This window comes from Pseudomonas sp. LLC-1 (assembly GCF_002992185.1).
Classification (GTDB): domain Bacteria; phylum Pseudomonadota; class Gammaproteobacteria; order Pseudomonadales; family Pseudomonadaceae; genus Aquipseudomonas; species Aquipseudomonas monteilii.
In genome coordinates this window covers 26,429-47,153 of record NZ_LUVY01000014.1, presented here as the reverse complement: position 1 = coordinate 47,153, position 20,725 = coordinate 26,429, and the positions used below count along the sequence as shown (strand labels likewise).

Annotated in this window: 20 protein-coding genes; 11 read left to right on the top strand and 9 right to left on the bottom strand. The window is 63.2% G+C overall.

The genetic code is table 11. The annotated features are described in order from the left end of the window. Positions 1 to 59: 59 nt before the first annotated feature. From xerD to A0O30_RS13520, 6 genes are all read left to right on the top strand, one after another. A complete protein-coding gene (gene xerD, locus A0O30_RS13545; RefSeq protein ID WP_060497391.1) occupies positions 60 to 956 on the top strand; it encodes a site-specific tyrosine recombinase XerD in 897 nt (298 codons plus the stop codon). A gap of 153 nt (positions 957 to 1,109) precedes the next feature. Then, the gene (locus A0O30_RS13540; protein WP_012270764.1) at positions 1,110 to 1,853 is read left to right on the top strand and encodes a thioredoxin fold domain-containing protein; all 744 of its coding nucleotides are present in this window, start codon (positions 1,110 to 1,112) and stop codon (positions 1,851 to 1,853) included. 83 nt (positions 1,854 to 1,936) lie between these two features. Then, the gene (locus A0O30_RS13535) at positions 1,937 to 3,241 is read left to right on the top strand and encodes a homoserine dehydrogenase (protein WP_016712995.1); all 1,305 of its coding nucleotides are present in this window, start codon (positions 1,937 to 1,939) and stop codon (positions 3,239 to 3,241) included. Positions 3,242 to 3,296: 55 nt separating this feature from the next. Beyond that, positions 3,297 to 4,706 (top strand): threonine synthase, encoded by a 1,410-nt coding sequence (gene thrC, locus A0O30_RS13530; protein ID WP_105946856.1) that lies wholly within the window; start codon positions 3,297 to 3,299, stop codon positions 4,704 to 4,706. A gap of 220 nt (positions 4,707 to 4,926) precedes the next feature. Next, entirely contained in the window at positions 4,927 to 5,346 is a 420-nt protein-coding gene (locus A0O30_RS13525; protein ID WP_105946855.1) for a response regulator, read from the top strand. Between the two features lie 79 nt (positions 5,347 to 5,425). Further along, positions 5,426 to 5,707 (top strand): DUF3509 domain-containing protein, encoded by a 282-nt coding sequence (locus tag A0O30_RS13520; RefSeq protein WP_105946854.1) that lies wholly within the window; start codon positions 5,426 to 5,428, stop codon positions 5,705 to 5,707. Between the two features lie 138 nt (positions 5,708 to 5,845). On the opposite strand, the gene A0O30_RS13515 is transcribed toward A0O30_RS13520, so the two are convergent. Both A0O30_RS13515 and A0O30_RS13510 read right to left on the bottom strand, forming a co-directional pair. Further along, entirely contained in the window at positions 5,846 to 6,721 is an 876-nt protein-coding gene (locus A0O30_RS13515; RefSeq protein WP_105946853.1) for a TIGR02285 family protein, read from the bottom strand. Between the two features lie 21 nt (positions 6,722 to 6,742). Next, positions 6,743 to 7,942 (bottom strand): CaiB/BaiF CoA-transferase family protein, encoded by a 1,200-nt coding sequence (locus A0O30_RS13510; protein ID WP_105946852.1) that lies wholly within the window; start codon positions 7,940 to 7,942, stop codon positions 6,743 to 6,745. 131 nt (positions 7,943 to 8,073) lie between these two features. Between A0O30_RS13510 and A0O30_RS13505 the strand changes: the two genes are divergently transcribed. The 3 genes from A0O30_RS13505 to A0O30_RS13495 all read left to right on the top strand — a co-directional run bounded on the left by A0O30_RS13505 (position 8,074) and on the right by A0O30_RS13495 (position 11,576). Further along, the gene (locus A0O30_RS13505; protein WP_003252169.1) at positions 8,074 to 8,616 is read left to right on the top strand and encodes a YaeQ family protein; all 543 of its coding nucleotides are present in this window, start codon (positions 8,074 to 8,076) and stop codon (positions 8,614 to 8,616) included. An 8-nt stretch (positions 8,617 to 8,624) separates the two neighbouring features. Continuing rightward, positions 8,625 to 10,334, top strand: a complete 1,710-nt coding sequence (gene recJ, locus A0O30_RS13500) for a single-stranded-DNA-specific exonuclease RecJ (RefSeq protein WP_016712989.1) — start codon at positions 8,625 to 8,627, stop codon at positions 10,332 to 10,334. Between the two features lie 135 nt (positions 10,335 to 10,469). Continuing rightward, positions 10,470 to 11,576 carry an NADH:flavin oxidoreductase/NADH oxidase gene (locus tag A0O30_RS13495; protein WP_060497383.1) on the top strand — a complete coding sequence of 369 codons (1,107 nt, stop codon included), beginning with the start codon at positions 10,470 to 10,472 and terminating at the stop codon, positions 11,574 to 11,576. Between the two features lie 157 nt (positions 11,577 to 11,733). Here the strand turns inward: A0O30_RS13495 and A0O30_RS13490 are convergent, their stop codons facing one another. From A0O30_RS13490 to ydcS, 7 genes are all read right to left on the bottom strand, one after another. Then, the gene (locus tag A0O30_RS13490) at positions 11,734 to 12,066 is read right to left on the bottom strand and encodes a type II toxin-antitoxin system HicB family antitoxin (protein ID WP_043203391.1); all 333 of its coding nucleotides are present in this window, start codon (positions 12,064 to 12,066) and stop codon (positions 11,734 to 11,736) included. After that, the gene (locus A0O30_RS13485) at positions 12,063 to 12,317 is read right to left on the bottom strand and encodes a type II toxin-antitoxin system HicA family toxin (RefSeq protein ID WP_105946851.1); all 255 of its coding nucleotides are present in this window, start codon (positions 12,315 to 12,317) and stop codon (positions 12,063 to 12,065) included. Before A0O30_RS13485 ends, A0O30_RS13490 begins: the two co-directional genes overlap by 4 nt. Before the next feature lie 127 nt (positions 12,318 to 12,444). Further along, entirely contained in the window at positions 12,445 to 13,869 is a 1,425-nt protein-coding gene (locus A0O30_RS13480) for a gamma-aminobutyraldehyde dehydrogenase (protein ID WP_105946850.1), read from the bottom strand. Between the two features lie 17 nt (positions 13,870 to 13,886). Further along, positions 13,887 to 14,693, bottom strand: coding sequence for an ABC transporter permease (locus A0O30_RS13475; RefSeq protein ID WP_025337926.1), 807 nt, complete (start codon positions 14,691 to 14,693; stop codon positions 13,887 to 13,889). After that, positions 14,683 to 15,594 (bottom strand): ABC transporter permease, encoded by a 912-nt coding sequence (locus tag A0O30_RS13470; RefSeq protein ID WP_105946849.1) that lies wholly within the window; start codon positions 15,592 to 15,594, stop codon positions 14,683 to 14,685. Before A0O30_RS13470 ends, A0O30_RS13475 begins: the two co-directional genes overlap by 11 nt. A 1-nt stretch (position 15,595) precedes the next feature. Continuing rightward, positions 15,596 to 16,627 carry an ABC transporter ATP-binding protein gene (locus A0O30_RS13465; protein ID WP_105946848.1) on the bottom strand — a complete coding sequence of 344 codons (1,032 nt, stop codon included), beginning with the start codon at positions 16,625 to 16,627 and terminating at the stop codon, positions 15,596 to 15,598. 148 nt (positions 16,628 to 16,775) lie between these two features. Continuing rightward, a complete protein-coding gene (gene ydcS / locus A0O30_RS13460) occupies positions 16,776 to 17,927 on the bottom strand; it encodes a putative ABC transporter substrate-binding protein YdcS (protein ID WP_016712983.1) in 1,152 nt (383 codons plus the stop codon). A gap of 216 nt (positions 17,928 to 18,143) precedes the next feature. Between ydcS and A0O30_RS13455 the strand changes: the two genes are divergently transcribed. Both A0O30_RS13455 and A0O30_RS13450 read left to right on the top strand, forming a co-directional pair. Next, positions 18,144 to 18,827 (top strand): tellurite resistance TerB family protein, encoded by a 684-nt coding sequence (locus tag A0O30_RS13455; RefSeq protein WP_105946847.1) that lies wholly within the window; start codon positions 18,144 to 18,146, stop codon positions 18,825 to 18,827. A gap of 275 nt (positions 18,828 to 19,102) precedes the next feature. Further along, positions 19,103 to 20,725, top strand: a complete 1,623-nt coding sequence (locus A0O30_RS13450) for a methyl-accepting chemotaxis protein (protein ID WP_105946846.1) — start codon at positions 19,103 to 19,105, stop codon at positions 20,723 to 20,725.

Genomic DNA, 20,725 nt, shown 5'->3' with positions numbered 1-20,725 from the left:
CTATGCCTGCGCTGTTATGAAAGACTAAGCATCAATCCGCCGTTTGCCACCGAGTTTTCATGTCCGCCCTCGACCATCCCCTGATCGACCAGTTTCTTGACGCCCTGTGGCTCGAAAAAGGCCTGTCCGACAACACCCGCGTGTCCTACCGCAGCGACCTGGCCCTGTTCAACGGCTGGCTGCAGGCACACTCGGTTTCCTTGCCTGATGCCGGCCGTGACCTGATCCTCGATCACCTGGCCTGGCGCCTCGACCAGGGCTACAAGCCACGCTCCACGGCGCGCTTCCTTTCCGGCCTGCGCGGCTTCTTCCGCTACCTGCTGCGGGAAAAGCTGGTGGCCATCGACCCGACCCTGCAGGTCGAGATGCCGCAGTTGGGCAAGCCGCTGCCCAAGTCGCTCTCCGAAGCCGACGTCGAGGCCTTGCTGCAAGCCCCGGACCTGGGCGAAGCCATTGGCCAGCGCGACCGCGCCATGCTTGAAGTGCTGTATGCCTGCGGCCTGCGCGTCACCGAACTGGTCAGCCTGACCCTCGATCAGGTCAATCTGCGCCAGGGTGTACTGCGTGTGATGGGCAAGGGCAGCAAGGAACGCCTGGTGCCGATGGGGGAAGAGGCGGTCGTGTGGCTGGAGCGCTATCAACGTGACGGTCGCGCCGAACTGCTCAATGGCCGCCCCAGCGACGTGCTGTTCCCCAGCCTGCGTGGCGAGCAGATGACCCGGCAGACCTTCTGGCACCGCATCAAGCACCACGCCCGGGTTGCCGGCATCGACAAGCCGCTGTCGCCGCATACCCTGCGCCACGCCTTCGCCACCCACCTGCTCAACCATGGCGCCGACCTGCGCGTGGTGCAGATGCTGCTTGGCCACAGCGACCTGTCCACCACGCAGATCTACACCCACGTCGCCAAGGCCCGTTTGCAGCAGTTGCACGCCCAGCACCACCCGCGTGGATGAATGTTTTTCATGTTCCGCCGACTGGTCCTTGCAAGGCCCTTCACCGGCGGTGTGATGTGGTAGGCTTGGGCGGTTTGCACCAAGGGCCGCACGGCCACCGCGTTTTTTCCGCAGGTGGCGCCCTCCGGCCCCTGTCCGCCTTCAGGAGTTCCCATGCGCGTGACCCAGTTTTTCGCCGCCGCCGCGTTGGCGCTGGCCAGTACGTTTGCCGTAGCTGCGGCAACCGATAGCAATGCCGGTGCCGAGCAGGCCATCCGTAAATCGTTGCAGAACCTTGAGCTGGAAGTGCCCGTGGAAAGCGTGGCCAGCAGCCCGCTCAACGGCCTTTATGAAGTGAAGCTGCAGGGCGGCCGCGTGTTGTACGCCAGCGCCGACGGCCAGTTCGTGATGCAGGGCTACCTGTTCCAGATCCAGGACGGCAAGCCGGTCAACCTCACCGAAAAAACCGAGCGCCAAGGCATCGCCAAGCTCATCAACGGCATTCCAGCCGCCGAGATGGTGGTTTATCCTGCCAAGGGTGAGACCAAGTCGCACATTACCGTATTCACCGACACCACCTGCCCGTACTGCCACAAGCTGCACGCCGAAGTGCCCGAGCTGAACCGCCGCGGTATCGAAGTGCGTTACGTCGCCTTCCCGCGTCAGGGCCTCGGCTCGCCGGGTGACCAGCAGTTGCAGGCGGTGTGGTGCTCCAGCGACCGCCGTGGGGCGATGGACAAGATGGTCGAAGGCGAAGAAATCAAGGCTGCCAAGTGCACCAACCCGGTCAGCAAGCAGTTCCAGCTGGGCCAGTCGATCGGCGTCAACGGCACGCCGGCCATCGTGCTTGAAAGCGGCCAGGTCATTCCGGGCTACCAGCCGGCACCGCAGGTCGCCAAGCTGGCACTGGCCAAGTAATCCAATTCAGTACGCCGTCGTCATGGGGTGACGGCATGTTTCACGGTCGGCAAACGTGCCGGCCGTTCAATGGGGAGTTCACAGTGAAACCGGTCAAAGTAGGCATCTGTGGGTTGGGGACCGTCGGTGGCGGAACCTTCAATGTACTTCAGCGCAACGCCGAGGAGATTGCCCGCCGTGCCGGGCGCGGTATTGAAGTGGCACAGATCGCCATGCGCTCGCAGAACCCGAACTGCCAGATTACCGGTACCCCCATTACCGCTGACGTGTTCGAAGTTGCGAGCAACCCGGAGATCGACATTGTCATCGAGCTGATCGGTGGCTACACCATCGCCCGCGACCTGGTACTCAAGGCCATTGAAAACGGCAAGCACGTGGTCACCGCCAACAAGGCGCTGATTGCCGTGCACGGCAACGAAATCTTCGCCAAGGCCCGCGAGAAGGGCGTCATCGTCGCCTTCGAAGCGGCCGTGGCTGGCGGCATCCCGGTGATCAAGGCCATCCGCGAGGGCCTGTCGGCCAACCGCATCAACTGGCTGGCCGGTATCATCAACGGCACCGGCAACTTCATCCTCACCGAAATGCGCGAGAAGGGCCGTGCCTTCCCGGACGTGCTGGCCGAAGCCCAGGCGCTGGGTTACGCCGAAGCCGACCCGACCTTCGACGTCGAGGGCATCGACGCCGCGCACAAGCTGACCATTCTGGCGTCCATCGCCTTCGGCATCCCGCTGCAGTTCGACAAGGCCTACACCGAAGGCATCACCCAGCTGACCACTGCTGACGTGAACTATGCCGAGGCCCTGGGCTACCGCATCAAGCACCTGGGCGTTGCCCGTCGCACTGCCGAAGGCATCGAGCTGCGCGTACACCCCACGCTGATCCCGGCTGACCGCCTGATCGCCAACGTCAACGGCGTGATGAACGCCGTGATGGTCAACGGTGACGCCGCCGGTTCCACCCTGTACTACGGCGCGGGCGCCGGCATGGAGCCTACCGCTTCGTCGGTGGTCGGTGACCTGGTGGATGTGGTGCGTGCCATGACCTCCGACCCAGAAAACCGCGTGCCGCACCTGGCCTTCCAGCCAGACGCGCTGTCGGCCCACCCGATCCTGCCGATCGAAGCCTGCGAGAGCGCCTACTACCTGCGCATCCAGGCCAAGGATCACCCGGGCGTACTGGCCCAGGTGGCCAGCATCCTGTCGGAGCGTGGCATCAACATCGAGTCGATCATGCAGAAGGAAGCCGAAGAGCAGGACGGCCTGGTGCCGATGATCCTGCTGACCCACGGCGTGGTCGAGCAGCGTATCAACGATGCCATCGTCGCCCTGGAAGCCCTGCAGGACGTGGTCGGCAAGGTCGTGCGCATCCGCGTCGAACAGCTCAATTAATTTTGTTCTCGGGCCGCCCGCGCGGCCCGGGCCTTAGCATCGAAGGTTTGCACCCATGCGCTATATCAGTACCCGCGGCCAGGCACCGGCCCTGAATTTCGAAGACGTGCTGCTGGCTGGCCTGGCCAGTGACGGCGGCCTGTATGTACCCGAGAACCTGCCACGCTTCACCCAGGAAGAAATCGCCTCGTGGGCCGGCCTGCCGTACCACGAACTGGCCTTCCGTGTGATGCGTCCGTTCGTCGAAGGCAGCATCGCCGACGCCGATTTCAAGAAAATCCTTGAAGAAACCTACGGCGAGTTCGCCCACGCCGCAGTCGCCCCGCTGCGTCAGCTGAACAGCAACGAGTGGGTGCTGGAGCTGTTCCACGGCCCGACCCTGGCGTTCAAGGACTTCGCCCTGCAGCTGCTCGGCCGCCTGCTCGACCACGTGCTGGCCAAGCGCAACGAGCGCGTGGTGATCATCGGCGCCACCAGCGGTGACACCGGTTCCGCCGCCATCGAAGGCTGCCGCCGTTGCGACAACGTCGACATCTTCATCCTGCACCCGCACCAGCGCGTGTCGGAAGTGCAGCGCCGCCAGATGACCACCATCTTCGGCGACAACATCCACAACATCGCCATCGAAGGCAACTTCGACGACTGCCAGGAAATGGTCAAGGCCAGCTTCGCTGACCAGTCGTTCCTCAAGGGCACCCGCCTGGTAGCGGTCAACTCGATCAACTGGGCGCGGATCATGGCCCAGATCGTCTACTACTTCCATGCAGCCCTGCAGTTGGGTGGCCCGGCGCGTTCGGTCGCGTTCTCGGTACCTACCGGCAACTTTGGCGACATCTTCGCCGGTTACCTGGCCCGCAACATGGGCCTGCCGGTCAGCCAGCTGATCGTCGCCACCAACCGCAACGACATCCTGCACCGCTTCATGAGCGGCAACCAGTATGTGAAGGAAACCCTGCACGCGACCCTGTCGCCGTCGATGGACATCATGGTTTCGTCCAACTTCGAACGCCTGCTGTTCGACCTGCACGGCCGCAACGGTGGCGCCATCGCCGAACTGATGGCCAACTTCAAGCAGGGCGGTGGTTTCAGCGTCGAGCAAGACCGCTGGACCGAAGCGCGCAAGCTGTTCGACTCGCTGGCTGTCAGCGACGAGCAAACCTGCGAGACCATTGCCGACGTGTTCGCCGCCACGGGTGAAGTGCTCGACCCGCATACCGCAATCGGCGTCAAAGCCGCGCGCGAGTGCCGTCGCAGCCTGGACACGCCGATGGTGGTGCTGGGTACCGCCCACCCGGTCAAGTTCCCGGAAGCGGTGGAGAAGGCAGGTGTTGGCAAGGCGCTGGAGCTGCCAGCACACCTCAGCGACCTGTTCAGCCGTGAAGAGCGTTGCACGGTACTGGCCAATGACCTGAAAGCTGTTCAGGGCTTTGTCAGCCAGCACGGTAACCGCGGCAAACCGCTGTAACAGCCAGGGCCGCGTTGCGGCCCATCGCCGGCAAGCCAGCTCCCACCTTGATCGCGTAGATCCAAGGTCATGTGCACTACATGTGGGAGCTGGCTTGCCGGCGATGGGCTGCAAAGCAGCCCCAAAATCTCGGATTTTTCTTGGGCTGCGCAGGAAAAATCTCATTCTTCCATGCCAAGCGCAAAGCTAACTTAGCCGGTCCTCCCACCAGGAGCGGCTCATGCACCAGCCCTACGTGTTGATTCACCAGGCTCGCCCATCCCACCAGATCCTTCTGCACCAGGCCCTCAACGCCCAAGGCCTGTTCAACGTGCGCATCAGCGCAAACACCAATGACCTGGACGCCTGCCTGAACGCTGAGCGTCGCCCCGACCTGCTGATTCTCGACCATGCCATGCCAACTCGCTCAGGCCTCGCCTTGCTCGCCCAGCAGCACCGGGCGCGTGCGCTGTTGTTCGTCGGTCAGCCCACCCCAAAGCGCCATAACCTTGCCCAGGCAGCCAGAAGTCGAGGGCTGTGGGTGCTCGCCGAGCTGCCCTGGCCGCTGTCGATGCCGCGCCTGCAGCATGCCCTGCAAACACTGCAGGCCCGCCCGAGGCAGCGTATTCAAACTGTCATCTCAGCCCCGCATGCTCACTGAAGCGGGCGCGGTTTGACGAACTTTCTGCGGCGCCTGCTGGTCAGTTCCTTTAGATCCCACCACGCAGCGAGTGATCCGGATGGAAAGAATCTGCAGCCTGCTCAACGACGCCCTGACCCCCTATCAGACCCACCTCGGCATCACCGATGCCAATGGCAATCGCCAACTGACCGTTCACGACCGCCTCGCCGGCATCACCCTGCGGCGCACGGTCAGCGAGCGCCAGTTACAGGAGCAACGCCTGTTGATCGATCTGGTGGATGGCCTGCACCGTGACCTGCAGATCGCCGAAGGGCGCTTGCAGCCCTGCGTGATCGCGGCATTGCAGCAGCGTCAACAACCGCAGGGAACCTTTGCCTGAGTGGTTTATCAGACATTGTAGGGGCAGCCAGCCAGTGCTGTGCTCCGGCGCTGGCAAGGCTGTCACGGGAAGTCCCCAAGGACTTTCGCTTGGCCCCGGGCGTCTTCCCCAGCGTCCGGGGTTTCTTTTTTCAGGTGATCAAGGGGCTTCGAAGAAGCGTTTGCTGTCTTCCAGGTAGTCTTCCTGCAACGACGGGTCCAGCCAGTGCGCATACAAGCCAGGCAGCACGTCCCGGCGCAAAGCAGGCAATAGCTGGTTGATATGCGCCACCGCTTTGCGGCCCGACGGATTGTCAGAGCAGGCGACATGGAGAAACTGATAGCGCTCCACCCCCTGGACAGGATGAAACTGATAGTCGGCCAGTGAGCCGCCTTGCTGCTGAAGCAAGTAACGAACTTCATGCCAGTAGCCGAGCACCAAGCGTAGGCGCCCCAGTTTTTGCATTTGCAGCAGGTTAGCTGTGGCGTCGTTGCCATAGTGCCGGCTAAGCGCAGTATCAGGTAGCTGCTGCAGAATGGCGTCGATCTGCGTGCCATAGCTACGTTCGGCAACAATGCCCAGTTTCACCGGAGCGTTGCTCAGCAGGCCATGCAGGTCCACTTCCTGGCTGTCGAGGTAGGGCGCCACCAGTGCCTGGTTTTCCTTGCGCAGCACCAGGCCACCGCTGAGCACACCCAGCGTTGGCATGGAAAAAAGCGCATATCTGGCCCGGTCCGGGGTCCATAGCAGGGTCGGGTCGCAGGTGAATGTGTTGCGGTCTTGCAGCATCTGGATGCCGCGTGCACGGTTGACCCGCACGATGGTGTGGTCGTACTCGGGCATCTGCCTGGTCAGCAGCGGCAATAGCTGGTCGATCACCCCTTGGCCTTTTTCCGGGCCTTCGAAAATGGTGAAGGGTGGCAGGTCGCGCACCAGCCAGAAGATGCGCTCCTTGGCGCTGGCAGGTTGCATGAGCAATGCGGGCAGCAGCCCGCACAGCAGGATCAGGTGGCGTAGCCAGCAGGCAGCGCGCATCGGCAAGGGCAGCGGCAGGCGTCAGACCGCGCCGGCCTGGCGCAGGCCGGCAATGGCCGCTGCGTCATAGCCCAGGCGGGTGAGCAGTGCCTCGGTGTGTTCGCCCAGCGCCGGGCCGACCCACTCGGTGGAGCCAGGTGTATCCGACAGCTTGGGCACGATGCCCGGCATGCGGAACGGCTTGCCATCCGGCAACCTGGCCTGCAGGAACATCTCTCGCGCCAGGTATTGCGGGTCGTTGAACATGTCCTCGGCCGAGTAGATGCGGCTGGCAGGCACCTCTGCCGTGGTCAGCACCTGCATCAGTTGGTCCAGCGGCAGGCTGTTGGCCCAGCGGTCAATCACCCCGTAGAGTTCGTCACGGCGCAGGTCGCGGCCATCATTGGTGGCCAGGGTAGGGTCATCCGCCAGGTCGGTGCGGCCAATCGCCAGCATGAAACGTTTGAAGATGGCATCGCCGTTGGCGCCAATTTGCACATGCTTGCCGTCGGCGCTGGTATGGATGGAGGAGGGTGTGATGCCCGGCATGATGTTGCCGGTGCGCTCGCGGATAAACCCGAACACATCGAATTCCGGCACCATGCTTTCCATCATGGCGAAGATCGCTTCATACAGCGCCACGTCCACAACCTGGCCCTGGCCGCCATTGACCTCACGGTGGCGCAGCGCCATTAACGCGCCAATCACCCCCCACAGGGCAGCAATCGAGTCACCGATGGAAATGCCCGTGCGCACCGGCGGGCGGTCGTCGAAGCCGGTAATGTAGCGCAGGCCACCCATCGACTCGCCCACCGCACCGAAGCCGGGCTGGTCTTTCATCGGCCCGGTCTGGCCAAAGCCTGACAGGCGTACCATGACCAGGCGCGGGTTAAGGGCATGCAGTACATCCCAGCCCAGGCCGAGCTTTTCGAGCACGCCCGGGCGGAAGTTTTCGATCAGAATGTCGGCTTCGGCCAGCAGCTTTTTCAGCACCTCGCGGCCTTCGGGGTGCTTGAGGTTAAGCGTGAGCGACTGCTTGTTGCGCGCCTGCACGAACCACCACAGCGAAGTGCCCTCATACAGCTTGCGCCACTTGCGCAGCGGGTCGCCCCCATCCGGAGACTCGACCTTGATCACTTCGGCACCGAATTCGGCACAGATGCGCGAGGCGAACGGCCCGGCAATCAGCGTGCCGAGTTCCACAACTTTAAGGCCGGCGAGGGGTTTGCTGGGCGTCGACATGGGGCATCCGTGGCAGCTGGGCAGAGCCGTGGTTTTATCACACGTCGGTTTCGCCGGGTACTGCTGCGGCGCATGGACGGTGCGGATGGGTTAGACTGTGCCACTTTTCTTTTGCACGAAGCCCCTCGACCATGGCCCAGCCGTCCACCACCTACAAGTTCGAATTGAATCTCACCGACCTTGATCGCAACGTCTACGAAAGCGTCAAGCAGACCATCGCTCGTCACCCGTCGGAAACCGAAGAGCGCATGGCAGTTCGTTTGTTGGCGTATGCGCTTTGGTACAACGAGAACTTGTCGTTTGGCCGTGGCCTGTCGGATGTCGATGAGCCGGCGCTGTGGGAAAAGAGCCTGGACGACCGCGTGCTGCACTGGATCGAAGTCGGCCAACCCGATGCCGACCGCCTGACCTGGTGTTCGCGCCGTACCGAGCGCACCAGCCTGCTGGCCTACGGCAGCCTGCGTGTGTGGGAAGGCAAAGTGGTGAGCGCGGTCAAGAACCTGAAGAACCTGAGCATTGCTGCCGTGCCACAGGAAGTATTGGAAACCCTGGCCACCGACATGCCGCGCAGCATCAAGTGGGACGTGATGATCAGCGAAGGCACGGTGTTCGTGACTGACGACCGTGGCCAGCATGAAGTGCAACTGCAGTGGCTGCTCGGTGAGCGTGGCTGAAGCAACCCATGCGTATCGAACCTCGCCCCCTGCCGCCGACCCTGCCATTCCTGGGTAACCTGCCTCCCTTGCTGACCCGCCTGTACGCCGCGCGTGGCGTGCAAAGCGAGGCCGAGCTGGACAAAAGCCTGGCGCGTCTGCTGCCGTATCAGCAGCTCAAGGGCATCGAGGCCGGTGTTGACCTGCTGGTCGAGGCCCTCGACCAGCGCCAGCGCATCCTGATTGTGGGTGACTTCGATGCCGATGGTGCCACCGCCAGCACTGTCGGGGTGCTGGGCCTGCGCCTGCTGGGCGCGGCCCATGTCGATTACCTGGTGCCCAACCGGTTCGAATACGGCTACGGCCTGACCCCGGAAATCGTCGAGGTGGCGCTGCAGCGCCAGCCGCAATTGCTGATTACTGTGGACAACGGCATTTCCAGTGTCGAGGGTGTGGCCGCTGCCAAGGCTGCCGGGCTCAAGGTACTGGTCACCGACCATCACCTGCCAGGTCAGCAACTGCCTGACGCCGACGCCATCATCAACCCCAACCAGCCGGGCTGTACGTTCCCGAGCAAGGCGCTGGCCGGGGTCGGGGTGATCTTCTATGTGCTGATGGCCCTGCGCGCCCGCTTGCGCAGCCTGGGGCGCTACGAAACGCAACCGCAGCCGAACATCGGCGAACTGCTCGACCTGGTCGCGCTGGGCAGCGTCGCCGATGTGGTGCCGCTGGATGCCAACAACCGCATCCTGGTGCACCAGGGCCTTGAGCGTATTCGCGCCGGCCGTGCTCGGCCAGGGCTGAAAGCCATTCTGGAAGTGGCCCGCCGTGACCACCGGCGCATCACCTCGACCGACCTGGGTTTCATCCTTGGCCCTCGTTTGAACGCTGCCGGGCGCCTGGACGACATGAGCCTGGGCATCGAGTGCCTGCTGTGCGAAGACGCGGCCCTGGCCCAGGACATGGCTCAGCAGCTGGACGACCTGAACCAGGACCGCAAATCCATCGAGCAGGGCATGCAGCGCGAAGCCCTGGCCCAGCTCAAGGACCTGCCGGTCGAGTCCATGCCTTACGGCCTGTGCCTGTTCGATGCAGATTGGCACCAAGGCGTGATCGGTATTCTGGCTTCGCGCCTGAAAGAACGTTATCACCGGCCGACCATCGCTTTTGCCGATGCCGGCGAGGGCATGCTCAAAGGTTCGGCGCGCTCGGTGCCGGGGTTCCACATCCGCGACGCGCTGGATGCCGTAGCGGCCCGCCACCCCGAGCTGATCAGCAAGTTCGGCGGCCACGCCATGGCTGCGGGGCTGTCGTTGCCCGAGGGCAATTTCCCCGCATTTGCCGAAGCATTCGACGAAGAGGTGCGGCGCCAGTTGCGTGAGGAAGACCTCACCGGCCGGTTGCTGTCCGATGGCAGCCTGGCCGTGGAAGAGTTCCACCTCGACCTGGCCAAGGCCCTGCGCCACGCCGGCCCTTGGGGCCAGCACTTCCCCGAGCCGCTGTTCCATGGCGTGTTCCAGCTGGTGGAGCAGCGTGTGGTGGGCGAACGGCACCTGAAGGTGGTGCTCAAGAGCGAGTGCGGTTCGGTGCGGCTGGACGGTATTGCCTTCGGCATCGACCGCGAAGTGTGGCCGAACCCGACCGTGCGCTGGGTCGAGCTGGCCTACAAGCTGGATGTGAACGAGTTTCGTGGCAACGAAAGTGTGCAGTTGATGATTGCCCACATGGAGCCGCGCTGAGCGCACCGACAAATCCGAGGGAACCTACCCCCCACCCATTCTGGTCTAGTCTGAAGTTATGACCGGACCTGGGCCAGGGACGTGCAATTGAGTGTCCGGGCCGGATCACCATTGGAGTCCTTGGGAGGTGCCCTCATGAGCCTGCTGCTCGAGCCTTACACCCTGCGTCAGCTGACCCTGCCCAACCGCATCGCTGTGTCACCGATGTGCCAGTATTCCGCCGTCGATGGCCTGGCCAACGACTGGCACCTTGTTCATTTGGGCAGCCGTGCCGTGGGTGGTGCGGGCCTGGTTATCACTGAAGCCGTGGCGGTAACCGCCGATGGCCGCATCACCGCCGAAGACCTCGGTCTGTGGGACGACGCACAGATCGCCCCGCTGCAACGTATTACCCGCTTCATTACCGCCCAAGGTGCCGTGCCTGGCATCCAGCTGGCCCACGCCGGGCGCAAGGCCAGTACCTATCGCCCATGGCTGGGCAAGCAGGGCAGCGTGAAGCTCGAAGACGGTGGCTGGCAGCCCGTAGGGCCATCGAAGATTGCGTTTGACCCACAACACACGCCGCCACGTGAATTGAACCACGATGAGATCCAGGGTGTGATCGCTGCCTTCGTCGCCTCGACCGAGCGTGCCTTGAAGGCCGGTTTCAAGGTGGTCGAAATCCACGCCGCCCATGGCTACCTGTTGCATCAGTTCCTGTCCCCGTTGAGTAACCAGCGCCGCGACGAGTACGGCAGCTGCTTCGAGAACCGCATCCGCCTGACCCTGCAGGTGGTCGAGGCAGTGCGCAAGATCTGGCCGGCCGAATTGCCGCTGTTGGTGCGGGTATCGGCAACCGATTGGGTCGAAGACGGCTGGAACCCCGATGAAACCGTCGAACTGGCCCGCCGACTGCGCGGGTTGGGGGTCGACCTGATCGACGTATCTTCCGGCGGCACTTCGGTAAACGCCGAGATCCCCACCGGCCCCGGCTACCAGACGCGCTTCGCCGAACGCGTTCGCAAGGAATCGGAAATAGCCACCGGCACCGTGGGCATGATCACCGAACCGGCCCAGGCCGAGCACATATTGCGGACCGGCCAGGCCGACATCATCTTCCTCGCCCGCGAACTGCTGCGCGACCCGTACTGGCCGCTGCATGCCGATGATGACCTGGGCGGTAACAAAGCTACCTGGCCCGCGCAGTACCAACGTGCGACCAGCCGGGCCAACCCGATTCACGAGTCGGATCTGCGCGACTGATCTAAGCCGTGCGAGGCCCCTGTAGGAGCGGCCTTGTGTCGCGAAAGGGCCGCGAAGCGGCCCCGGATTTCAGCTCCGCCGCTGACATTGCCGGGGCCGCTTTGCGGCCCTTTCGCGACACAAGGCCGCTCCTACAGGGGCCAGTTGGTAGCTCGATTCAGTTATAGGCAGCCTTGCTGAGAATATCGCTTACCCATTGGTTGATGCTCTTCTCTGCCAGTTCCGCCTTGGCAGCCACGCTGGCGTGAAGAGTAGGCTCAAGGCGCAGGCTGAGCTTGCCCGAGTACGTCTTCTGCGGTTCTCGCCCAAGGCGTTCACATGTCTCAAGATAGTCGTCCACGGCCTCCTCGAATGCCTGGCGCAACTCACTGATTGATTCGCCATGAAAACCGATCACATCGCGAATACCTGCGACGTGGCCAATCAGCAACTGGTCTTCGTCGCTGTATTCGATACGGGCGGCATAGCCGCGGTAAGTCATGACATTCATGGTATTACTCCTGCCTGCTCGAGGAACTGGCGGGCGTCTCGTAGTTGGTAGGGCTTGGCGTGTCTGTCCGGATGAGGACGGTGGAAGGTTGCTACTGCTCCATTAAGTTCAAAGCGAACCCGTGACCCTCTGCCTTCGATCACCCTGGCGCCCACTGATACCAACAGTGACTCCAGTCGCGCCCACTCCAGTGTCTTGGGAACCGGCTTTTTCAGTACTGCTTCAAGTGTGGCTTGCTGATGATTATTCATGGTATCAGATTATGATACCAACAGCATTGGCTCAACGGATGCACAGTAGGAGGGAGTAGATCGAGGTTGAAGGAAGTTTCTGAGACGGTGACCGAGGGGCGCAAAGCCCCTCGGTCGAAACAATCGCTTAGTGCTTGATCATCACATGCCGCACGCAGGTGTAATCCTCCAGCCCATACATCGACATATCCTTCCCGTACCCCGAATGCTTCTGCCCGCCATGGGGCATTTCGCTCACCAGCATGAAGTGGGTGTTCACCCAGGTGCAGCCATACTGCAGGCGCGCCGCCAGGCGATGGGCGCGGCCGGTGTCGCGGGTCCATACCGATGAGGCCAGGCCGTAGTTGGAGTCGTTGGCCCATGCCAGCGCCTGCGCTTCGTCGGCGAAGCGGGTGACCGACACCACCGGGCCGAACACTTCGTTGCGCACGATCTCGTCATCCTGCTGGGCATCGGCCAGCACCGTCGGCTCGAAGAAGAAACCCTCGCCATCGATCACCTTGCCCCCCGTTACCAGGCGAATGTGCGGCTGGGCGATGGCGCGCTGCACCAGGCCGGCCACCTTGTCGCGGTGCTGGGCACTGATCAGTGGCCCCAGCTCGGTGTCCTCGGCATCTTGCAGGCCAGGTTTGAGGCTCGCGACGGCTTCACCCAGGCGCTCGACAAAGCGCTCGTAGATCCCGTCCTGCACATACAGGCGGCAGGCGGCGGTGCAGTCCTGGCCGGCGTTGTAGAAGCCGAAGGTGCGGATGCCATCGACGGCAGCGTCGATGTCGGCATCGTCGAACACCAGCACCGGGGCCTTGCCGCCCAGTTCCATGTGCATGCGTTTCACGCTGTCGGCGGTGGCGCTGATGATGTGCGCGCCGGTAGGGATCGAGCCGGTCAGCGACACCATGCGCGCCTTGGGGTGATTGACCAGTGGGTTGCCGACCGTCTGGCCGCGGCCGAACAGGATGTTCAGTACGCCCGGTGGCAGCAGGTCCTGAGACAGTTCACCCAGGCGCAGGGCGGTCAGTGGGGTCAGTTCGGAAGGCTTGATCACCACGGTGTTGCCAGCGGCCAGAGCGGGGGCGATCTTCCAGGCCAGCATCATCAACGGGTAGTTCCACGGGGCAATCGAAGCCACCACGCCCAGAGGGTCGCGGCGGATCATCGAGGTGTGGCCCGGCAGGTACTCGCCGGCCGCCGAACCGCCCAGGCAGCGCGCGGCACCGGCAAAATAGCGGAACACGTCGGCAATGGCCGGGATTTCGTCATTCAACGCGGCACTCAGCGGCTTGCCGCAGTTCTGCGATTCAAGCCGGGCCAGTTCATCGCCATGGGCTTCGATGGCATCCGCCAGCGCCAGCAAGGCTTGCGAGCGGTCCTTGGGGCTGGTTTGCGACCAGCTGTCGAAGGCCTGGTCGGCGGCGCGCACGGCGCTGTCCACCTGGGCTTCGGTGGCTTCGTTGATCTGCGCCAGGGCAGTGCCCAGCGCCGGGTTCAGTACCGTCCAGGCCGGGCCTTCGCCAGCGACCAGCCGGCCATTGATCAGCATCTGCGTTTGCATCGGGGACTCCTCCAGGGTCATTTGCCACTGCCCGCAACGCTTTCGCCGCCACGGGTCAGGTAATAGGCGCCAAGGATCGGCAGCATGGTCACCAGCATCACCAGCATGGCGACCACGTTGGTCACCGGCACGTCGCGCGGGCGGCTGAGCTGGTTGAGCAGCCAGATCGGCAGTGTGCGCTCGTGGCCGGCGGTGAAGGTGGTGACGATGATTTCATCGAACGATAGGGCAAAGGCCAGCATGCCACCGGCCAGCAGCGCCGAGCCGAGGTTGGGCAGGATGATGTAGCGGAAGGTTTGCCAGCCATCGGCGCCCAGGTCCATCGAGGCTTCGATCAGGCTTTGCGAGGTGCGCCGCAGGCGGGCGATCACGTTGTTGTAGACGATGACCACGCAGAACGTGGCGTGGCCGACCACGATGGTGAATACACCGGGCTCTATGCCCAGCGTCTTGAACGCCGAGAGCAGGGCGATGCCGGTGATGATGCCGGGCAGGGCGATGGGCAGGATGAGCATCAGCGAAATGCTTTCCTTGCCGAAAAAGCTGCGCCGGTACAGCGCCGCCGAGGCCAAGGTGCCGAGCACCAGGGCGATCAGTGTGGCCAGGCAGGCCACCTGCAGCGACAGCTTGATCGCCTCCAGCACATCGGGCCGGGCGAAGGCCACGGCGAACCACTTCAGGGTAAAGCCCTTGGGCGGGAAGCTGAATGCCGCGTCTTCGGTGTTGAACGCGTACAGGAAGATGATCAGGATCGGAAAATGCAAAAACAGCAACCCGCCCCAGGCCGCCAGGCGCAGCCCCGTTGACGCTTTTTCAGAGTGCATCGAAGGCCCCCAGGCGCTTGACGATAGACAGGTACACCGCAATCAGCACGATCGGCACCAGGGTGAACGCTGCAGCCATCGGCATGTTGCCGATCGCCCCTTGCTGGGCATAGACCATGCTGCCGATGAAATAGCCGGGCGGGCCGACCAGTTGCGGCACGATGAAGTCGCCCAGGGTGAGCGAGAACGTGAAGATCGAGCCGGCCGCAATGCCCGGAATCGACAGCGGCAAGATCACCTGGACGAAGGTTTGCCCAGGCCGTGCGCCGAGGTCTGCCGAGGCTTGCAGCAGTGACGGCGGCAGGCGCTCCAGCGAGGCCTGGATCGGCAGGATCATGAACGGCAGCCAGATGTACACGAACACCATGAAGCGACCCAGGTGCGACGTCGACAGCGTGCTGCCACCCACACCCGGCACGGTCAGCACCGCTTGCAGCAGCCCGTCCAGGTGCAGCTGCTGGACAAACCACTGCGCCACACCGCCCTTGGCCAGCAGCAGGGTCCAGGCATAGGTCTTGACGATGTAGCTGGCCCACATCGGCATCATCACCGCGATGTAGAAAAACGCCTTGGTCTTGCCGCTGGTGTAGCGCGCCATGTAATAGGCGATGGGGAAGGCCAGCACCGCGCTGGCCAATGATACGGCCACGGCCATGCCCAGGGTTCGCAGGATGATGTCGAAGTTCGACGGGTTGAACAGCGCGGCGAAGTTGCCCAGGGTGAGGTCCGGGGTCACCGCCATGGTGAAGTCGTCAAAGGTATAGAAGCCCTGCCACAGCAGGTTCAGCAACGAGCCCAGGTAGATCGCGCCAAACCAGGTCAGCGGCGGTACCAGCAGCAGTGCCAGGTACAGGTTGGGGCGCCGGTACAGCTGGTTGGACAGGCTGCGCAGTGCACTCATGTCAGCGGGCCTCGGTTTCCTGCAGCACCGTCATGGCCTCACGGGGCCAGTGCGCCAGTACCTGTTGCCCGGGCTGCCAGGCCTGGGCCTGTGCTTGCCAGCGGTCGTTGGCCTGGCTGACTGCCAGCAGTTGGCCGTTGTCCAGTTGCAACTCATAGCGCGTGGCGCTGCCTTGGTACTGGACATCGCGCAGCACGCCGTTGACCTGCACCTCATGGCTGGTCACCACCGGGTCGCCCAGGCGGATGTGCTCGGGGCGGATGGAGAAGGGCGCCGAGCTGCCGTTAAGCGCCATGGCCAGCTCGCCACGCACCACGTTGGAGGTGCCGACGAACTCGGCAACAAAGGTGGTGGCAGGCTTCATGTACAGGTTGCGCGGTGTGTCGACCTGTTCGATGCGGCCGCGGTTGAACACCGCAACCCGGTCGGACATCGACAGCGCTTCGGTCTGGTCGTGGGTGACGAAGATGAAGGTGATGCCCAATTGGCGCTGCAGCTTTTTCAGCTCGCCCTGCATCTGCTCGCGCAACTTCAGGTCCAGCGCGCCCAGCGGCTCGTCCAGTAGCAGCACCCGCGGCCGGTTGACCAGTGCCCGGGCCAAAGCCACGCGCTGGCGCTGTCCGCCGGACAGCTGCGCCGGCTTGCGTGCGCTATAGCCGGCCAGGGCCACCATGGCCAGGGCTTCTTCGGCGCGGCTGTGGCGTTCGGCCTTGGCCACGCCCTTTACCTTCAGGCCATAGGCGATGTTGTCCAGCACGTTCATGTGCGGGAACAAGGCGTAGTCCTGGAACACGGTGTTGACGTCACGCTGGTAGGGCGGCACACCAGCGGCCTCGACACCGTGGATACGGATCGAGCCGCTGGTGGGTTGTTCAAAACCGGCGATCAGGCGCAGGCAGGTAGTCTTGCCCGAGCCGGAAGGGCCGAGCATGGAGAAGAACTCGCCATCGATGATGTCGATGCTGACCTGGTCGACAGCCTTGACCTCGCCGAAGGTGCGGGAAACCTGGGTGAACTGGACGGCTAGGGGCATTGGCTCTACTCAGTTGTTTTTGTATTGCCTGCACCGGCCCTATCGCCGGCAAGCCAGCTCCCACAAGTCATGCGCAAGGCTTGGAGCCTGTGGGGATCCTGTGGGAGCTGGCTTGCCGGCGATAGGGCCAGTTCAGGCCAATTAACCTCTAGCGCCCACCCATGATCGCAATGTAATCCTGGGTCCAGCGGCTATACGGCACGAACTTGCCCCCCTGGGCCTGCGGGGTTTTCCAGAAAGCGATCTTGTCGAAGTTGTCGAACCCGTTGGTCTTGCACCCCTCGGCGCCCAGCAGTTCGCTACCGGTACACGCTGCCGGTACCGCCGGCAACGAGCCGAACCAGGCCGCCACGTCACCCTGCACCTTCGGCTGCAGCGACCAGTCCATCCATTTGTAGGCGCAGTTGGGGTGCTTGGCCTCGCTGTGCAGCATGGTGGTGTCGGCCCAGCCGGTCGCGCCTTCCTTGGGAATGGTCGAGGCCACTGGCTGGTTCTCGGCCTTCAGGCCATTGACCATGTAGCCCCAGGAGCTGGAGGCAACCACGCCTTCGTTCTTCACATCGCTCATCTGTACCGTGGCGTCATGCCAGTAACGGTGGATCAGCGGTTGCTGCTGGCGCAGCAGCTCCAGCACGGCCTTGTACTGTGCCTCGTTCAGCTCGTACGGGTCCTTGATGCCCAGCTCCGGCTTGGCCGATTTCAGGTACAGCGCCGCGTCGGCGATGTAGATCGGCCCGTCGTAGGCCTGCACGCGGCCTTTGTTCGGCTTGCCGTCGGGCAGGTTCTGCGGCTCGAACACCACGCCCCAGCTGGTGGGGGGCTGCTTGAAGGTATTGGTGTTGTACAGCAGCACGTTCGGCCCCCACTGGTACGGGGTGCCATAAACCTGCTTGTCGACCACGTACCAGCCACCGTTCTGCAAGCGCGGGTCGAGGTTTTTCCAGTTGGGGATCAGTGCGGTGTTGATCGGTTGCACGCGCTTGCCCACGATCAGCCGCAGCGAAGCATCGCCCGAGGCAGTGACCAGGTCGTAACCGCCCTTGGTCATCAGGCTGACCATTTCGTCCGAGGTGGCGGCCGTTTTCACGCTGACCTTGCAGCCGGTTTCCTTCTCGAAACCGGTCACCCAGTCGTAGGCTTTGTCGCTTTCACCGCGCTCGATGTAGCCGGGCCAGGCGACGATATCCAGGCGCCCCTCGCCAGGCCCCAGGGCCTTGGGCGGTTCGGCAGCCTGCAGGCTGGCGCTGGCCAGCACGGCGCCCGTCATGGCGCCGAGCAATGCGGTCTTGTGCACTGACATGGTGTTCCCTCTTCTTGGAGATCTTGGTCGGGGCAGTCATCAAGCAAGCCGTGAAGCAATTGTTATAAGCGTAGTGCGGTTGCGCGAGGTATTGGCGATATCGAGTCTAGTTGGCTTTTTGCCAGCCAATGCAACATCCCGAAGCAAATCCACGATGGCGTGTACTGCGCCAAGCCTTACTCTGGCGATTGAATTTTCTTACGTGGAGACACGCGAATGAACACCCGGGGCTTGCTCGATCAACTCCTCAAATCCGGCCAGCAGATGCTCGAAAAACAGGGCGGCGCGAACAAGTCCGGCAGCGCTGCCGGTGGGCTTGGCGGGCTGTTGTCCGGAGCCGGTGGCGGCCTGTTGGGTGGCGGGGCACTGGGCCTGTTGCTGGGTAGCAAGAAGGCCCGCAAGTACGGCGGCAAGGCCCTGACCTACGGTGGCCTGGCCGCGCTGGGGGTGCTGGCCTATAAAGCCTACGGCAACTGGCAGGCCAACCAGCGGGTGGCCACAGCCGAACCGCAAACCGTCGACCGCCTGCCGCCCGCCCAGGCCGAGCAGCACAGCCAGGCCGTGCTGCGGGCGCTGGTGGCGGCGGCCAAGTCCGATGGCCACATCGACGAGCGCGAGCGGGCGCTGATCGAAGGTGAATTCACCCGCCTGGACAGCGACCGCGAACTGCAGCACTGGCTGCATGCCGAACTGAACAAACCGCTGGACCCGGCCGAAGTGGCCCGCGCTGCGCAAACGCCAGAGATGGCGGCCGAGATGTACCTGGCCAGTGTGATGATGGTCGACCAGGAAAACTTCATGGAACGTGCCTACCTGGACGAACTGGCCCGCCAGCTGCGGCTGGACCCGGCGCTGCGCCAGGAGCTGGAGAGCCAGGTGCGGCAAGCCGCAGGCCAATAACTGGCGCGGTCCTTGTGGGAGCGGCCTTGTGTCGCGAAAGGGGCGCGAAGCGCCCCCAGCTTTTCGCATAAATGCAAAAATTGCCGGGGCCGCTTTGCGGCCCTTTCGCGACACAAGGCCGCTCCCACAAAATGAAGTGCCTTTCAGGGCCAGCAAATGGCATGTCCATCAGCAGGGATGCCTGTTTACCCCTCATTTCACCCGCAAATCTGTAAGGCCTCTGGGCTATACTTCGGCGATTTTTCCCGCTCGTTGTGAATTCCTGAGGGCTGAATGTGAAAAACTGGACCTTGCGCCAACGGATCCTGGCAAGTTTCGCCGTGATCATCGCCATCATGCTGCTGATGATCGTGGCCGCCTACTCGCGGTTGGTCGCCATCGAAACCGCCGAAGAGGCCGTGGGGACCGACAGCATTCCCGGGGTCTACTACAGCTCGATGATCCGCAGCGCCTGGGTCGACAGCTATGTCACCAGCCAGCAACTGGTGGGCCTGTCCAACCACCGCGAAATCACTTCGGCTGACATGGAGCTGTTCAAGAGCTTTGAAGACAGGCTCAAGCAACACATGGCCAGCTACCAGGCCACCATTCAGGACAAAGACGACCAGACCCGCTTCGACGCCTTCGTTCAGCTCGAAGAAAACTACATGAAGCTGATAGGCCAGGTACTGGATGCCTATCGCCAGCACAATTACGACGAAGCCCAGCGGCTGATTACCGATGTACTCACCCCTGCCTGGGTGGACGGGCGCAAGCACCTGAATGAAGTGATCGAAAACAACCGGGCTTCTGCCGACGCGGCCACCAACGAAATCGTCAGTGCCGTGAGCACGGCCAAAGGCAGCATGGTGGTTTCGCTGCTGCTGGCAATCGTCGCCGCCGGCATTTGCGGCCTGTTGCTGATGCGTGCCATCACCGCCCCCATGCAGCGCATCGTCCATGCCCTCGACAAGCTGCGCTCCGGCGACCTGAGCATGCGCCTGAGCCTGGACCGCAAAGACGAGTTCGGCGCCATCGAAAGCGGTTTCAACGAAATGGCCGAGGCACTGGCCAACCTGGTGGCCCAGGCCCAGCGCTCGTCGGTGCAGGTAACCACTTCGGTCACTGAAATCGCTGCTACATCCAAACAACAGCAAGCCACCGCTACCGAGACGGCCGCCACCACCACGGAAATTGGCGCTACCTCGCGGGAGATTGCCGCCACCTCGCGTGACCTGGTGCGCACCATGACCGAAGTCACCTCGGCCGCCGACCAGGCTTCCAGCCTTGCAGGCTCCGGCCAGCAGGGCCTGGCGCGCATGGAAGAGACCATGCACCAGGTGATGGGCGCTGCCGACCTGGTCAATGCCAAGCTCGGCATCCTCAATGAAAAGGCCAGCAACATCACCCAGATGGTGGTGACCATCGTCAAGGTCGCCGACCAGACCAACCTGCTGTCGCTCAACGCTGCCATCGAAGCGGAAAAAGCCGGCGAGTACGGCCGTGGTTTTGCCGTGGTAGCCACTGAAGTGCGCCGCCTGGCCGACCAGACCGCCGTGGCCACCTACGACATCGAGCAGATGGTGCGCGAGATCCAGTCGGCGGTATCGGCCGGGGTCATGGGCATGGACAAGTTTTCCGAAGAGGTGCGCCGCGGCATGTTCGAGGTGCAACAGGTGGGCGAGCAGCTCAGCCAGATCATTCACCAGGTGCAGGCTTTGGCGCCGCGTGTGCTGATGGTCAACGAAGGCATGCAGGCCCAGGCCACCGGTGCCGAGCAGATCAACCAGGCGCTGGCCCAGCTCAGCGATGCCAGCACCCAGACTGTCGAGTCGCTGCGCCAGGCCAGTTTTGCCATCGATGAGCTGAGCCAGGTGGCCGCCGGCCTGCGTGGCGGCGTGTCGCGCTTCAAAGTCTGA

Coding starts and splice junctions, on each gene's coding strand:
- A0O30_RS13520 (WP_105946854.1), top strand. CDS start 5,426: ATGGAAAGAATCTGCAGCCTGCTCAACGACGCCCTGACCCCCTATCAG.
- A0O30_RS13470 (WP_105946849.1), bottom strand. CDS start 15,594: ATGAGTGCACTGCGCAGCCTGTCCAACCAGCTGTACCGGCGCCCCAAC.
- recJ (WP_016712989.1), top strand. CDS start 8,625: ATGCGTATCGAACCTCGCCCCCTGCCGCCGACCCTGCCATTCCTGGGT.
- A0O30_RS13495 (WP_060497383.1), top strand. CDS start 10,470: ATGAGCCTGCTGCTCGAGCCTTACACCCTGCGTCAGCTGACCCTGCCC.
- A0O30_RS13525 (WP_105946855.1), top strand. CDS start 4,927: ATGCACCAGCCCTACGTGTTGATTCACCAGGCTCGCCCATCCCACCAG.
- A0O30_RS13490 (WP_043203391.1), bottom strand. CDS start 12,066: ATGAATGTCATGACTTACCGCGGCTATGCCGCCCGTATCGAATACAGC.
- A0O30_RS13510 (WP_105946852.1), bottom strand. CDS start 7,942: ATGTCGACGCCCAGCAAACCCCTCGCCGGCCTTAAAGTTGTGGAACTC.
- A0O30_RS13485 (WP_105946851.1), bottom strand. CDS start 12,317: ATGAATAATCATCAGCAAGCCACACTTGAAGCAGTACTGAAAAAGCCG.
- A0O30_RS13515 (WP_105946853.1), bottom strand. CDS start 6,721: ATGCGCGCTGCCTGCTGGCTACGCCACCTGATCCTGCTGTGCGGGCTG.
- A0O30_RS13540 (WP_012270764.1), top strand. CDS start 1,110: ATGCGCGTGACCCAGTTTTTCGCCGCCGCCGCGTTGGCGCTGGCCAGT.
- A0O30_RS13455 (WP_105946847.1), top strand. CDS start 18,144: ATGAACACCCGGGGCTTGCTCGATCAACTCCTCAAATCCGGCCAGCAG.
- A0O30_RS13505 (WP_003252169.1), top strand. CDS start 8,074: ATGGCCCAGCCGTCCACCACCTACAAGTTCGAATTGAATCTCACCGAC.
- thrC (WP_105946856.1), top strand. CDS start 3,297: ATGCGCTATATCAGTACCCGCGGCCAGGCACCGGCCCTGAATTTCGAA.
- A0O30_RS13480 (WP_105946850.1), bottom strand. CDS start 13,869: ATGCAAACGCAGATGCTGATCAATGGCCGGCTGGTCGCTGGCGAAGGC.
- A0O30_RS13465 (WP_105946848.1), bottom strand. CDS start 16,627: ATGCCCCTAGCCGTCCAGTTCACCCAGGTTTCCCGCACCTTCGGCGAG.
- ydcS (WP_016712983.1), bottom strand. CDS start 17,927: ATGTCAGTGCACAAGACCGCATTGCTCGGCGCCATGACGGGCGCCGTG.
- xerD (WP_060497391.1), top strand. CDS start 60: ATGTCCGCCCTCGACCATCCCCTGATCGACCAGTTTCTTGACGCCCTG.
- A0O30_RS13475 (WP_025337926.1), bottom strand. CDS start 14,693: ATGCACTCTGAAAAAGCGTCAACGGGGCTGCGCCTGGCGGCCTGGGGC.